This is a genomic window from Crassaminicella profunda (assembly GCF_019884785.1).
GTDB lineage: Bacteria > Bacillota > Clostridia > Peptostreptococcales > Thermotaleaceae > Crassaminicella > Crassaminicella profunda.
Genome location: NZ_CP082326.1, coordinates 4,553,293 through 4,569,167, shown reverse-complemented (window position 1 = coordinate 4,569,167; position 15,875 = coordinate 4,553,293). Strand labels below are relative to the sequence as shown.

The following is a 15,875-nucleotide window of genomic DNA, read 5'->3' as shown; positions in this document are numbered from 1 at the left end:
ATCCTTCTTCTATTCATAGCCATAATATTGCATTACCCCTTTAGCAATGGCTTTTGCTGCTTTACACTGGAACTTTTCATCTCTTAATTTTTCTTCTTCCTTAGGGTTTGTAATAAAAGCAACTTCAATATGAATCACACTGCTTTTTACTTCTCTTAGTAAATAAAAGTCTGCAGCTTTTGTACCTTTTTTAAGCAATCCTAATTCATTCCACAATTCTTCTAAAATGAAGTTTGCCAATGTTTCTCCTTCTTTGTCGCCTCTGTAATGATAAATTTCACTTCCTGATATATTTGGATTTGAAAAATAATTTTGATGGATACTCATAAAGAAATGTGGCCTTACTTCCTTTGCAAGATTACATCTTTTACTAAGAGGTACATAAATATCTTCCGTTCTTGTTTCATATACTGTCGCTCCAGCATTTCGCAGTAGTTCTGCTAATTCCAAAGATATAGATAAATTCACATCTTTTTCTCTAAGTCCCGTTGGTCCTATTGTGTCTTCTGTGTTATTACCGCCATGCCCTGGATCTAGTACTATTATTTTGCCCTCTAAAGGCTTATTTATACCAGGTCTGTCAAATTCTTTAATTTGCACCCCTGTAAAATAATATTTTAAAATTTCTTCAGCACTTTTTCCCTCTTTCGCCATCCCATTTGCTCCATATTGGCATAGACCTAATCCTTCTCCTTTTCCCTGCATTTCAATCTGAAAAGCAATAGGTTTCCATCCAAATCTTGCTGACTATCATGAAGAACACTCAGTATAGCCTTTTGAATTTATAATGTACTCTAACCTTTTGATCTTCAAACACCTCTATTTTATCTATTAATTGAGTTAATATAAGTCTATTGAAACCCTTTAAATTCAAAACTTTATAGATTAGTTTTTCTACTTTATTATCTTCTTTATTATTATTTTTACTTCCCAACTTTTTTAATAATTCTCCCCTTCGATTTAAAAGATGCTGGTTTTCATCATTAAATTGATGATACAAATCCAAAAGCTGCTTCTCCTCAAGGAACCCCTTTGCCTTATCCTCATATAAAACTTTTAAAACCCCTCTAATTTCTTCTACCCTTTTCTCTACTAGTTTCAATTCCTCTTTATATACTTCTTCTTTCCCTTTTTCTTGATTTAAAATTTTTTCTGCCTCTTTTTTTAAGATTTCTTTATTTACAAATCTATTTACCAAATCCTTAAAATCCTCCAAAATCATTTTTTCTAATTTTTTTTCTAATATGGCATGTCTCGTACATTCTTTCTTCCCATATTTTTTATAAGTAGAACATATTAAAAAATAATACCCCTTTGGCATTTTATGATAAGTCATAACTCCCCCACAATTTCCACAAAATGAAAAACCGCTAAAAAGTTTGACTCCTTTTTTTGCACCTTTAAAAGATTTATTTTTTTCCTGCATTAAGTCCTGTGCCCATTTAAAAGTTTCTCTTGAAATAATAGGTTCATGGGTGTCTTTAACAATCAACCAATCTTCTCTTTTTAATCTTTTAATCTTCTTAGATTTATAATTGATTTTTTTAGTTTTTCCTTGAGCTAAATCTCCTGTATAGGTTCGATTGGTTAATATATGCTTTACACCACTATGACACCATTTGCCTATTTTCATCTGGGTTGGATGATAGGATTTTATATTTCTAGCTTTATAAACAGCTGGAGGAGGAATACTTTCTTCATTCAGATAGTTAGCAATAACCTTAAGGCCCTTTCCTGATAAATACATATTAAAGATTTTTTTAACAATCCAACTGGTTTCTTGATCTATAATCAACCTATTTTTATCATCAGGATCTTTCTTATATCCAAAGGGAGCAAATGCACCTATAAATTTTCCCATCTTTCTTTTTAATTCAAATACACTTCTTATTTTTTTACTAATATCCTTTGAATACATGTCGTTAATAACCGCTTTAAAAGGAGTCAGTTCATTCTGATTATCCTTTTGTGTATCTACACCATCATTTACCGCAATATATCGTACTCCTGCCTCTGGAAAATACTTTTCAATATAAAAGCCTACTTGTATATAATCCCTTCCTAATCGGCTCATATCCTTTGTGATGACTATAGAAATATGTCCATTTTCTATATCCCTCAAAAGCCTTTTAAAACCTGGACGATCAAAATTAGTTCCTGTATAACCATCATCCACATAGGAATCATAAATATTTAATTTATTTTCTATTGCATATTTTGTTAATATATTCTTTTGATTTTCTATAGAATTAGATAAGGTATTTTCTCCATCCTCATTACTTAGTCTACAGTAGATTCCTACCCCCTTTTTTCTTTGGTAATGATCTGATTGATTCATTTTTATTCCTCCTTCAGACACTACCCTTTTATTAAAACTTGCTCACTCATGTTAGATAAAAACTTCATCTAACTCTTCCTTTTCAACTTTACCTAACAAGTTTACTTGATTTAAATTTATGAATAAACACCTGATGTTATACCCTATAATGATTTCTATAACAAATAAAGACCTATCCCTATTGGAATAGATCTTTATCTTAATCATTTGTATATTTCTCATATATTTTACCTAAATGCTTTATAGGTGAATAATCCCTAATATTGTTCTGATATAATCCTACGTACTCTAATTTCTTCATATTCCTAAGAGAACTTATATCTACGATCTGATTACTGCTTAAATCCAAATTTCTTAAATTTGTTAATTTCTCTAAAGGAGTTATATCTACTATCTCATTGCCTATTAAATCCAATTCCTCTAGATGGGTCAAAGCAGCAATAGGCACAATATCTTTAATTTTATTTTGATACAAATCTACACATTTTAGATTTTTTAATCTTTGAATTTCTTCTATACTTTCTATTTCATTTCTTTTGGCATATAATATTTCTAATTCCCTTAATTCTTTTGCAAATTCTAAATTCTTTAGTCCTAATCCAGTCACATGAAGTTCTTTCAAATTGGTTAAAGCACCAACCCGTTCTATGTTTTTAGGAAATACTAACTTCTTTTCCTTTGTATTATACGGTAAATTATCATCAATATTTAACGCTTTAAGGTTTTTTAGGTTTTCTAATGGCTTAAAATCCTTGACCCTACACTGGCTTAAATTTAATTCTTCAAGATTGATTAAATCTTTAATAACAGAAATATCATTTATTTCAATATCATTGTGAAGATTTAACTTCTTTAGATTTGTGAGATTTCTCAATGGTTCTAAATCTTTTATATTATTCCTTGATATATCTAATTCCTCTAATGATACAAGTTTTTCTATTCCCTCTAGGTCTTTTATATAGGTCTGACTAATATTGAACTTCTTTAGATTTTTTAAATGTGATAAAAAGGTAAAATCCTTTATTTGTGTTTCTGATAAATTTAATTCTTCTAAATTGGATGCTGTTTCAATAAAAGATAAATTTATATTATCTTCCATTGTTATGAATAATCTTTTTAAACTCTTTGGCAATAGGATATTCTTTGTATTTTTATCATCAAAGGAAATATTTAATTCTTCTAAATGAGACAGATTTTTCAAAAATGATAATTCTTTTCCTTTTACATTATACAGCCAAAGAATTTTCAAATTTTTAAGTTCTCCTAACCTTGAGTACTCATACAAATCATCACAATCTATTTCTAGTTCTCTTAAATTTTTTAAGTTTTCTATTCCCTCTAATTCCATCACTTCATCTTCAAGATTTAATTGTTCTATTTTTTCTAAATCTTCAATATTAATTTTTTTATCACCTTGATCTAATTGTCTTAAAATCGTTTTTTCTAAATATGAATCTTTAATAATTTTATCTTTTTTCACATAATAACTTGCATATGAAATAATTGGAATAACTAGTAAAAAGCATATTATTTTTATAAATCTATATCTTTCTTTCCAATCGATCATCATTACCATAAATCCAAATAGAGCAATGGAATTGCTTACAATAATTTCATTTACATAATAAATATCAAGCTTTTTTAATAAATAATATATAAAAAATATACCAATCACAAAGATACTTTCTAATCTATTTACCTTATATTTTATAAATACAAAGCAAAAAAGTATAACCCCCCATGAAAAAAACCATGCACTAGAACCATTCTTTATATTCACAACTACATATAAAAGTACCATAATCTTTCCTAAAATAGATTGTATTCTTTCTGCCCATCCTATCTCTTGATTCTCTTCCATCTGACTCCTCCTACAAGCACTCACATTCTCTTCAATAAAAAACTATTTTTTCTTATTATTTTTCAAATAAGCCTTTGTAAATCTTATGTTTAAGTTATAAATGTTCCCTAAATTTTCTATAGATGATAAATCTTCTAAATCCGGATTACACTCTAAATTTAATTCTTTTAAATTTTTCATTTCCCTTAATGGTGTTAAATCTTTTATATCATTATGGGATAAGTCTAAATATTCTAATGTTTTTAGCTCACTAATAAAGCTTATATCTTTTATATTAGAATTTCCTATATCCAGTCTTTTTAAAGTTTCATGAATTAATTTTTTAGAATGATCAAATTCACTTCCTGATAAATATATTCTTTCTAATGCTTTTGTCTCACTTACCCCCTCCATATTTTCTATTTTGCTATTACATAAATCTAACGTTTTTAGATTTTTTATATCTTTTATCCCAGCTAAATTATGGATTTGGCTATCTCTGATTTCTAACTCTTCAAGGTTTTTTAGTTTGCTAAAATTATTGAAATCTTTTATTTTTATATTTTTAATTCTTAATATCTTTAATTGTTCTAATCCATCTATAGGAATAACCCCAGTATAACTATTATCAAACTCTAATTCTAATCCTAAAAGGGACTTTAATTCTTTCAAGAAATCTAAATCATTCTCTTTTATATGATCTATCTCTAAACTTCTTAATTTCTTTACTTTCATCAATGGCTTAAAATCTTTTATATTCTCTACAGATAAATCCACATCCTGAAGGTTTTTGAGATTTTCTATTCCCTCTAAATTTCTTATAGGTTCGTATATAAATACTCTCTGTATTTTATTAAAATCTCCTTGTGTCAATAATCCTACAGGTTTTGAAATTCTTTCTCTTATATATTGTCTTAACGCTATATCCTTTACTAGTTGATGTTCATTGATATAATTATCTAACCCTATGGTTAAAGAAATCATTAATATAATGGCAATAATTTTTTTCTTTTTATTTTCTAGAGGATCTTCTAATATATAGATTATGAGCATAATTCCTGACAAAATAATTCCTACTATATATTGGCTGATATATACCCCTAACCAAGAAGCAATAATCCATATCCAAATAGCTATTGCAATTATTTTTCCGCCTTTTTTATTAACCTCTTCATAATTTTTAGGAATAAAAGATATTAAGCATAATATTAAAAAATATAGATATCTAAATTTTTCACTAATTAAAACATTATCAGCTATATAAAACAAACTAGATATGATTAATATAAAAAATATCATCGTTTTATGATTTCTCCACTTACTTTTCTTTATTTGCTCCATACTTTCCCCTCACAAATAATTCTAATCTTTTAAACCATAAATTATTTTTTCTTTCAAGCTTTTTTAAAACATATATCCTACTTTAAAGCCCCCACTTCTACAAGTGGAGGTTTAAATTTTCTTTAAAGCAATATTTCTAAATTTTATAATGAAATATCCATATTCTTTTTCTTTATAAATTCAAGCTTTGTCTCTGTAATAATAATTCCTACAAATATAATTACACATCCTATAAGCATCTTCATAGTTAATACTTCTCCTAATAAAACCACCGCTAACAAACTCCCAAAAACAGATTCTAAACAAAGGATAATGGCTGCATGAGAGGATGAGGTATACTTTTGAGCTACATTTTGAACTGTATAAGCAAAAGCAGTCCCTGCTAGTGCTAAATAGATAATGGCTTTCATCACAGCTGGTCCTACATTTAATGTAAATGATTCAAAGAACATAGCTGCTACGGAAAACAAAATACCTGTTACACCAAACTGTACAATACTTAAAACAACAGGATCATAATCCTTGGCAAAATACCCAATAGATATAATATGGCAGGCAAAAAATACAGCACAGATCAGGGTTAATACATCTCCTTTATTAAAAGTACTAAATGAGAAAGATCCATCTAAAGTTAAAAAGCCTATTCCTATAATAGCTAAAAACGCACCTATAAAAGAATAACTATCTGGTCTTTTTTTATGCAGCATCCATACTAAAAAAGGAACCATCACTACATTTGTACCTGTTAAAAATGCTTGTTTAGATGCAGTAGTATAAAGAAGCCCTATGGTCTGAGTTGCCATGGCAACAAATAAAAATAGTCCAATAATCACCCCACCCTTAAAAGCTTCCTTGGTAGTTTTTTTCAGTTTTTTGTGAAACATAATAGACAAAATAATTGTGGCTAAGATAAATCGTATCCCCATCATATTCAATGGTTGTGCTTCTGATAAAACATCTTTAATCACAGCAAAAGTGGATCCCCAAACAAAAGCAACCATTAAAAGAGAAAAATCTGCTAATACTGATTTTTTTTTCATTTTTATCCCCCTCGTTTAAGTATGTTTTTTTTCAAGCGTATCTTCTTTACATTATACCAAATAAAACCAATTCTTCATATATACAGAATTTTATATCTTTGAAGGTTGTATTTCTTTTAAAAAGTTTTCAATTATTTTCTTTATTTATATAAAAATTTTCTTAATTGATGTATTTTCTTCTATAGTTTATAATAATCTTATCGTTTATAAAATTTTATTCATGCAAAATCATCCATACTTTCACAAAAGGAGACGACTATCATGAAATGTACAAAAAACATCATTCTTTTTTTACTTTTTCTTGCTTATGGAGAAGTATGTTATATCACCTCTCTACGTACAAATATATTTTCTATTGTTCAGCAGGAATACCATCTTGACTACAGTCATATTGCAACCTTAGTGCTTATATCTGGAATTGTTATGCAAATTTCAATCTATTTGACAGGGCTTATTTCAAAAAAATGGAGTTACCATAAATCCTTAATAGGAGGATTAGGGATCTGTGGAATAAGTATTTTTTGTATGTTCTTTGTTAAAAATATTTTTTTATTTGATACTCTATTTGTTCTTTTTATGTTTGGTTTTGGTGTTTGTAATCTCACATTAAATATGTATGCAGGTGCTTTAGCTGAAAACAATAGAGGAAAAGCGCTTATGAAGCTTCACCTTGGTGCTGCTCTAGGTATGAGCATAGGCCCAACTGTTATTAGTCAATTGATGCATATTGGATTTTCATGGCAAAGTATCCTGGGGGCATCCAGTTTTCCTGCCTTTATTTTGATTTTCCTTTTATTTTTTAATAAGCAGCCAAATACACAACAAAGCATTCAAGAAAATCAATCCATACAAACTACTGAGCATGAATTAAATTCTAAAAGCTTTATTGTTTGGATGTTTATTATTATATTTATATGTGCTCAAATTTGGGAGTATGGTGTAGGTACATGGTTTGTCATTTATGCAAGAGCTGCTAAAGACCTATCAGAAATACAAGCTGCAAAATATTTAACTATTTTCCTTGCAGGTTTTCCAGTAGGTAGACTTATTTATAGTAAAATTTTAGATTATGTAAGTTATTATAAGAGCATACTTATTGCTTTTATTGGAAATTTCATATTGATTTTATTAGGTATTATAACAAAAGAGTTGATATTTATTAGTTTAACAGGATTTTTCACTTCTTCTATGTTTCCAGTCATCATGTCTATGATGCAAGAAAAATTGGGGGATCATCGTTCAGACCTAATCGGATGGATCTGTATGGTTGGAGGAATCCTTCAATATATTTTCATCTGGTCAGTTGGAAAACTTGGGGATATTTGGGGAATTGAACTAGGCTTTAGCAGTTTAATTATTTATATGTTCATTGGTGCCTTAACAGTACTCTTCATTAGAAATTCTTTATCTGAAAACAAATCATCAAAATGTTCTTCATGATCGTTACCTCTTGTTGAATTTAACCCTAACAATTTCATCACTTCGGTTCCTTTGAATTTTTTCCCACCCATCTTAAGGCTTACGATCCTACCTTCTTCGTCTCTTTCTATATCTTCTATAATCCCTTCCATGACAGGCCCTTTCACAGAAGATGGTTTAAGGGTCTTAATATTTAATCTTTTTTCTATTTCCTCTAAGGACAACTCCATAGAATTTTTATAATATGGAGAATTTCTACAATACTCACATAGTACCTTTCTTAGATACAAGGTTTTATTCCCTTCTATATTTTCTGAATTCTCTGTAGCGCCTCCACAAGTAGCATGAAATTTTGCATTGATGGGTTTATTATTCATAGTAATAATTTTTCCTTCTGTCTCCTTAACAACACAATCTATTTTTTGCCAATGCTTTTCAAAATCCAGTCCCCATTTTTCCTTTAATTGTTCTATGGTAATCCTTTCTATACAATGTCCATCTGTACATAAATCCGCATCTTCATGTTTTGAACAGCCCCTTCCTCCAAGAGCCTTTGTATTTCTTACAATAAAAGTTCTTGCAATAATTGACTGTGCTTTTAGTGCTTCTATTTCAAAAGCTATAGGTATTTGAGAAGCAACCATTTTTTTCACTAATTCCTCTATTGATTCTAAAACAATTTTGTTTAAAATATGGTCATATATTTTAACATAAATTGGTAAATTCTGATCATTCAACTTTTTACCCTCCTTTAATAAGAACAAAACTTTCATTTTGTAACAAAGTTTTATTCTTCCTTAGAGAACTAGTATTTTCATAGGGTATTTCAAATTTGTTATTGATAAGGTGACTTTGGAAATCCTCGTCTATATTTTCCTCTTGTCTGTAGTCCCCCTACTCCCTGAATGCCTGTAATTGTATTGTGTAGAACCTCTTCCATAGGTACAAATCTATCTACACTCGTATAAGCAATTTTCTCACATATAAACACAGGGTCTAAACAATGAATTAGTATGAAGTGTAGAAAATAGAAAAAAGATGCTAATAGATTCCTTCTCCATTAACATCTCCATTTTTAAAAACATACCTTTATTTTTTTCATAATCTCCTCTAAGCTTTCACTATAACCACTTTCTAAATATTCTTTCATTATTTTAACTCTTAAATCCCCTGCTTCTTCTATATCAAAAACCGTATACACAAACCAGGATACAAGTCCAGTGTCTATAAAGTCTTCTGTAATCAGTCCTCTCATAAAAAAAGCTGATTCCATTGTAAACATCTGATCAATCAATGTTTGTCTTTGATCTTTAGTCATTTGTTTATCTACTTCAAAATTTCTGCAATAATCTATTTTATAATTCACTACATTTTCCGGTAACATAATTTTATATTTATTTTTAAAAACTTTCATAATCTCTATATTTTGGTGCAATACATTTTTATAACTCTCTTCATATTCTTTTTCTGTTAGGTGTCCAAACATTCTACAAACAAGAGGTCTCACCTCATAAATTGTACACCTTCCTTCTTCATCTAAGAACGGACAATGCTCTTTTTTTACCATCTCCAAAAAATAATACTGTATAATCTGAGGAAATATTTTTTCATATAATTGTCTATTTTCTCTTAAATAATGGAATATATTTAAAAACTCAATAAAATGAGTATGTACAGATTCCATACAACACTTGGTACATCCAAAGCACCGTCCCGTTGGAAGAGTATCATATATTTTAGACAATCTATCAAAATACACATTGTTTTGGGCTATTTTTATAGCTTGATTGATATTCTTTAAATACAATTTTTTCATAAGACACTCCTTTGTATCATTGTAACTATAATAGTATTATACCACTTTTTTTGTAAAATCAACCAAAAAAAGAGGATACCAAAGGTATCCTCTTACAAATAAACTTTATTTATTTTCTTTCAACAACTAAAGCTGTTCCCATTCCTCCACCAATGCAAAGAGTCGCAAGACCTTTCTTAGCATCTCTTTTTTCCATTTCATGAAGTAATGTAACTAAGATTCTTCCACCACTTGCTCCGATTGGATGACCAATAGCAATAGCTCCACCATTTACATTTACTTTTTCCATATCAAAGTTAAGTTCTCTTGCTACTGCAATAGATTGTGCTGCAAAAGCTTCGTTTGCTTCAATTAAATCCATATCTGCTACTGTAAGTCCAGCTTTTTCTAAAGCTTTCTTAGAAGAAGGAATAGGACCTACTCCCATGATTGAAGGATCAACTCCTGCAGTTGCATTTGATACAATTGTAGCTAAAGGCTTAATTCCTAGTTCATCTGCTTTTTCTTTTGACATGATTACAAATGCTGCTGCACCATCATTGATACCAGATGCATTTCCAGCTGTTACAGTACCATCTTTTTTGAATGCTGGTCTTAATTTACCAATACCTTCTACTGTTACACCTTCTCTGATGAATTCATCTTGATCAAATACAATTGTTCCTTTTTTAGTTTTGATTTCTACTGGTACGATTTCATCTTTAAATCTTCCTTCTTTTCTTGCTTTTTCTGCTCTATTTTGACTTTGTGCTGCAAAAGCATCTTGTTCTTCTCTAGTGATTCCCCATTTTTCTGCAACATTCTCAGCAGTAATACCCATATGGTAATTATTAAATGCATCCCATAGTCCATCTTTGATCATTGTATCAACGATTTTTCCATCGCCCATTCTGTGTCCCCATCTTGCTTTTTCTACAGCATATGGAGCTGAACTCATTACTTCTGTACCACCAGCAACTACAATGTCATTATCTCCTGCCATGATTGTTTGTGCTGCTAAAGATACTGATCTTAATCCTGAACCACAAATAATATTAATAGTTGCTGCTGGAACTTCTACAGGAATACCTGCATTTACTGCAGACTGTCTTGCTACCCCTTGACCTTGTGCTGCTTGTAATACACAACCAAATAATACTTCTTCTACTTGCTCTGGTTTAACATTTGCTCTGTTTAATGCTTCTTTAATTACAATAGATCCTAATTCTGCTGGTTTAAAACCTTTTAAAGATCCCCCATAACTTCCTACAGCTGTTCTTACAGCACTTGCTATTACTACTTCTCTCATGGATATTTCCTCCCTTTATTTATATAAAATTATTATTACATGTTCACATCATCATGATACATGCAATATTTATGCCAATATTATTTTTTTGTGCTATTTCGCCATTTTTTAAGGTTTATCTTATTATTTTGTCATCATTCCTCTTTTATTTTTCTACAAAATCTACTCTATATGTGTTTTTTTCCATACACTTTGTTCGGTTTTGTATACATTTCGTGATTTTTTCTACTTTTTTGTAAGTCCTATATTATTGGTTCTAGCGTTCATAGTGTATGTGGCATAATCATTCTATCATATCTGAAATGTATATTCTATTAACACTTCCTTATTCTTGAATACTTTAATCTTTTGTACTAATTTATTTAAATCAAGAGTGTCTATAGTATCCATTATAAATATTCCATCAATGATATTTTCTATAGCCATTTTCCTATTTGTGAATTTTTTAACTATATTTTCCATATATTCTTCATTGATCTTTATTTCTCCTTCTATTTTTTTTATTTTTTTTAAATATATTTTTTGATCAATCATTTCATCTATTAATAGATCTACCACACGATCTTTCTTTCGTTCCAATTCATTTATCTTCTTATTAATCTTTCCAATATGAACGCCTTCATCTTTTATTTTTATTTCACTTTGTATTTCTTTTAACAATTTATTTTTACATATATTTTCATGAATGACTTTTTTTAATTGTCTACATACAATCTTCTTTAGCACCTCTTCTTTGATATATGCACCTTGGCAATATTTCTTTCCCATTTTATTTAATTTTCCGCAAATATATGTTTCTTTATCTTTTTTATAATGCATGCTACTACCACATTCCCCACAGACTAAAATTCCAGAAAAAAGATGGGACGTTTTAAAAACCTTTTTCCTTTTTTCCTTCAATCGCCTCTGGACTTCTTCAAAAGTTACTAGATCTATAATAGGCTTATGGGTATTCCTTACAATAATCATTTCTTGACTTTTTTTATTCTGAATCATATCTCCTACGTAAAACCTATTTGAAAGTATTTTTCGAATAGTACTTTGATGCCAAATAGATGCACTATTTTTTTTCCCTGCTGCTTGACTTGGTGTTGGATAACCTTGATTATTCAACTCCTTTGCTATTTTATATAATCCCTTGCCTTCTAAATACATGGAAAATATTTTTCGAATGACAAATTCAGTAATATCCTCAGCAGGAACCATATTGTATTTATCAATTTTTTTATATCCATAAGGAGCATTGCTACCATTATAATACCCTTTTTTTGCTCTACATAGTTTCCCAAATTTAATACGTTCACTCATTTTTTCAGATTCTTTTTGTGCAATAGATAAGAGTAAAGTAAACATAAATTCATCATATTCTTCTGAATCAAATCCATCCTCTATGGTCATAAATCTTATGTTTTTAGATTTTAAATCCCGAATAAGGATTAATCCTTCTAATGTATTTCTAGCAAATCGTGAAATGCTCTTTGTAAGAACCATATCAAAATCATTCTTTTTACTATCCTCCATCAATGCTTGTAATCCATCTCTATTCTTTATACTTCTTCCACTTTCAATATCCTGATAGATTTTATAAAGCTTCCAATTTCTATCCTCAATGTATTTTTCAAAATAATTTTTCTGATGTGCAATACTTGTCTTTTGTGTCTCCATATCTGTAGAAACCCTTACATATACAGCACATCTCAAAATAAACCCTCCTATTTATTTTTAATCTTCAATATAATCAATTCCTTTAAAACTTCTTTTAAGCTTTTTTCTCCTGAAAACTGATGGGTTACTTTCATTTTATTTGTCATTCCCCACCCTCCTTTCTACATTCACTACTCCATTAGTACCCTATGGGGTGAACTTGCAAAATTTGCTCCAGCATTTAATAGTCCTTCATAGTAAGATTGACAACCTCCCGCAAAAATTACAAGATCATCCATACTGGACTCATACTTTCTTGCCTCTTTTACAGCTTCTATAAAATACATAGAATTTCTATAATTTTCAATATTTGCGTAGTCTTCCTTTTCTTTTAAAATCCCATCATGCCCTGTAATCACTAAAATATCTGGAGCATGCTCTCTTAACAAGTCAAGTACAACCTTTGGTTGCTCTGACTCTGCTATTTGTTTTCCTACAACATTTATTTCTAACTGTTTGTAAGTCTTTAGACATATATCCAAATATTCTGCATCTCCATCTATGTGCAATACCCTACCTGATTTTCCAAAGGGCATTGCCGTATTTAATGAATCAGACAGATTCTTTATGTCATCCACATCTTTTTCATTTTTTTTCTTTCTTTCCCCCATGATTTTGTCTATCATCTTTGTAATTTTTTCATTAAAAGATCTATTATAATCATCTATTCTACTTAGGGGCAGTCGGTATAAATCTGTTTCAGGAGCATCTGCTATAATTCTAAAGTTTATTCCTTTTAGTATAACTATTTTCTTCCTACCATAAGTCCTTATCCTATCAATGACTCTGAATACTATATCAAACCCATAGGATCGTCTCACTACCAAGTCGCCTATCCTTAAATTCCTCATGTAATCTGTCCTCCCAAATAGAATCTCCTGTAATATATAATATGTATTCTCTACAAGGGTGGTGCATACTCACTTTTAAATAGAATATTTCTATTTTTTTCAAAATAATTGGTGAAGCACATCCTTCACCAATTATTCCATCATTTTTTTATAAAACAATTTTTCTTTTTTAAAAATTCTTCAAATTGATTTCTTGGTACAGGTGGACTAAATAAATAACCCTGCCCCATATCACATTTTGTATCTCTTAAAAAGCATAATTGTTCTTCTGTCTCTATCCCTTCTGCAACTACCTCAAATTTCAAAGTCTTAGCCATTCCAATAATTGTAGTAACAATAGCTGTATTATTCATCTCTATATGAATATCATTTACAAAGCTTTTATCTATTTTCAATTTACTAATAGGTAGTCTACTTAATTGACTTAAAGACGAATAACCTGTACCAAAATCATCAATAGATAATTTTATCCCTAATTGGTTTAGTTTCTCAAAAATACTAACAATATTATGAATATTCTCTGCCGAAATACTCTCTGTTATCTCTAATTCTAAATATTTAGCTTCTAGCCCAGTCTCTAAAAGTATATTCTTAACTCTATCTGAAAAATCTTTTTGCTCTAATTGTCGAATAGATATATTGACAGATACATATATAGGGATATTTCCACTATCTTGCCACTTTTTATTCTGTCTGCAAGCATTTTTTAGCACCCATTCTCCAATAGAGAAAATGAGCCCATTACTTTCTGCTATAGGAATAAACTTGTCTGGTGGAACAAATCCCAATTCTTTTGTTTTCCATCTTAAGAGGGTCTCTGCTCCAATCATTTTTCCTGTATGCATATCTATAATAGGCTGATAATAAAGTAACAATTCATTTCTTTTTAATGCTTCTTTTAGAAGATTTTCTAATATGAATTGTTCTTTTGCTTGTTCATTTAAAATAGGAGAAAATCTTTCGATTTTATTCCCTTTACTTTCTTTTGCTTTATACATTGCAAGATCTGCATGAATCATCAACGTATCTGTATCCATCCCATCATCAGGATATACTGCAATACCAACACTAATATCTACATATACTTTATGATCCTTCACCAAAAATGGTTTTTCAAAAAAGTAAATCATTCTTTCTGCTATCTTTGTTGCATTTTCTGTATTGTCCATCTGCGTCAACAATATAGTGAACTCATCCCCTCCAATTCGAGCCACAATATCACATTCTCGAACACATGATTTTATTCTTTTAGCTGCCTTTTGAAGCAATAGATCTCCAATTGCATGTCCTAAATGGTCATTAATGTTTTTAAACCCATCTAAATCTATAAAAAGTACTGCTACTTTTTCTTTTTTACTACAGGCATTGATTACTATATAATTAAGTTTTCCAATGAAAAATGCTCTATTATATAAACCCGTTAAAAAATCTCGAAAAGCTAAATAATTAATTTTCTGTTCTTTTATTTTATGATCTGTAATATCTCTAACAATTACAGCAAAATAACTTTGTTTTTCTTTACTCTCTATTATAAATAGGTTAATATTTTGTGGATAGATTTCTCCATCTTTTCGCCTACTCAAAATTTCACCTTTCCACATTCCCTTTTTTACTAAATGGTTTTTTATTTTTTTATTCATCTCATCATTTGTCCCATTCAATGCCCAATAATTCTTCCCTAGAATTTCTTTCTCTCCATACTCGGTAATCTCTGTAAATGCCTGATTGATCCATACAATATTTCCTTCTCTATCTGCAATTAATACACCTTCTGTATTATTTTCTAAAACTTTAACAAATAATTTTAGTTTTCTTTCAAATCTCTTTTTTTCTGTTATATCTTTATAAATAGCATATATACCTACCTGCCGATCATCACTCACAATAGGATAACCAAAAATTTCTATATCTAAAATTTTTCCATCTTTTCGTTTTCGTTTACTTTCTATCCTAAAAAAACCACCATTTTCTGTTGTATTAGCCATACTGTGAGCCTCATCATATAGTGATTTTGGACAAATAACCCGTTGGATATTAGTCCCTTTTACCTCTTCAATTTTATATTGAAATAATGTCTCAAACCCCTCATTTACCTTCAAAACATTTGAATGATTATCCAGTATTGCAATGGCTTCTGGAGATTTTTCAAACAATTTTTCAAAGTATGAATTTCTTAATTTTAATTCATCTTCACACTTTTTCAGAAAAATAATTTGGTTATCATCTTTCACATCTTTA

The 15,875-nt window shown here is 29.5% G+C and carries 12 protein-coding genes and 1 pseudogene; 1 reads left to right on the top strand and 12 read right to left on the bottom strand.

Going from position 1 to position 15,875, the window contains the following annotated elements:
- Positions 1-9 precede the first annotated feature (9 nt).
- The 5 genes from K7H06_RS21070 to K7H06_RS21050 all read right to left on the bottom strand — a co-directional run bounded on the left by K7H06_RS21070 (position 10) and on the right by K7H06_RS21050 (position 6,559).
- A complete protein-coding gene (locus K7H06_RS21070; RefSeq protein WP_223037957.1) occupies positions 10-654 on the bottom strand; it encodes an N-acetylmuramoyl-L-alanine amidase family protein in 645 nt (214 codons plus the stop codon).
- Positions 655-763: 109 nt separating this feature from the next.
- The gene (locus tag K7H06_RS21065) at positions 764-2,338 is read right to left on the bottom strand and encodes a recombinase family protein (protein ID WP_223037956.1); all 1,575 of its coding nucleotides are present in this window, start codon (positions 2,336-2,338) and stop codon (positions 764-766) included.
- 199 nt (positions 2,339-2,537) lie between these two features.
- On the bottom strand, positions 2,538-4,199 hold the full coding sequence (locus K7H06_RS21060) for a leucine-rich repeat domain-containing protein (protein WP_223037955.1): 1,662 nt from the start codon (positions 4,197-4,199) through the stop codon (positions 2,538-2,540).
- Between the two features lie 42 nt (positions 4,200-4,241).
- Positions 4,242-5,519, bottom strand: coding sequence for a leucine-rich repeat domain-containing protein (locus K7H06_RS21055; RefSeq protein ID WP_223037954.1), 1,278 nt, complete (start codon positions 5,517-5,519; stop codon positions 4,242-4,244).
- 143 nt (positions 5,520-5,662) lie between these two features.
- Positions 5,663-6,559: a DMT family transporter gene (locus tag K7H06_RS21050; protein WP_223037953.1), complete on the bottom strand. Its 897-nt coding sequence runs from the start codon at positions 6,557-6,559 to the stop codon at positions 5,663-5,665.
- Between the two features lie 261 nt (positions 6,560-6,820).
- Here K7H06_RS21050 and K7H06_RS21045 point away from each other — a divergent pair, with 261 nt between their 5' ends.
- On the top strand, positions 6,821-7,999 hold the full coding sequence (locus tag K7H06_RS21045; protein ID WP_223037952.1) for an MFS transporter: 1,179 nt from the start codon (positions 6,821-6,823) through the stop codon (positions 7,997-7,999).
- Here K7H06_RS21045 and K7H06_RS21040 read toward each other — a convergent pair.
- From K7H06_RS21040 to K7H06_RS21010, 7 genes and pseudogenes are all read right to left on the bottom strand, one after another.
- The gene (locus K7H06_RS21040) at positions 7,918-8,715 is read right to left on the bottom strand and encodes a SpoIID/LytB domain-containing protein (protein ID WP_223037951.1); all 798 of its coding nucleotides are present in this window, start codon (positions 8,713-8,715) and stop codon (positions 7,918-7,920) included. The two genes, K7H06_RS21045 and K7H06_RS21040, sit on opposite strands and share 82 nt — an antisense overlap.
- A 98-nt stretch (positions 8,716-8,813) precedes the next feature.
- Positions 8,814-8,993: pseudogene (locus K7H06_RS21035) on the bottom strand (sporulation peptidase YabG); the annotation flags it as partial.
- A 60-nt stretch (positions 8,994-9,053) separates the two neighbouring features.
- Complete coding sequence (locus K7H06_RS21030; RefSeq protein WP_223037950.1) at positions 9,054-9,794, bottom strand: YkgJ family cysteine cluster protein; 741 nt, start codon at positions 9,792-9,794, stop codon at positions 9,054-9,056.
- A 109-nt stretch (positions 9,795-9,903) separates the two neighbouring features.
- Complete coding sequence (locus K7H06_RS21025) at positions 9,904-11,082, bottom strand: acetyl-CoA C-acetyltransferase (RefSeq protein WP_223037949.1); 1,179 nt, start codon at positions 11,080-11,082, stop codon at positions 9,904-9,906.
- A 291-nt stretch (positions 11,083-11,373) separates the two neighbouring features.
- Positions 11,374-12,783: a recombinase family protein gene (locus K7H06_RS21020; protein WP_223037948.1), complete on the bottom strand. Its 1,410-nt coding sequence runs from the start codon at positions 12,781-12,783 to the stop codon at positions 11,374-11,376.
- A gap of 134 nt (positions 12,784-12,917) precedes the next feature.
- Positions 12,918-13,637, bottom strand: a complete 720-nt coding sequence (yabG, locus tag K7H06_RS21015) for a sporulation peptidase YabG (protein ID WP_223037947.1) — start codon at positions 13,635-13,637, stop codon at positions 12,918-12,920.
- 140 nt (positions 13,638-13,777) lie between these two features.
- Positions 13,778-15,868, bottom strand: coding sequence for a sensor domain-containing protein (locus tag K7H06_RS21010; RefSeq protein WP_223037946.1), 2,091 nt, complete (start codon positions 15,866-15,868; stop codon positions 13,778-13,780).
- Between the last annotated feature and the right edge of the window lie 7 nt (positions 15,869-15,875).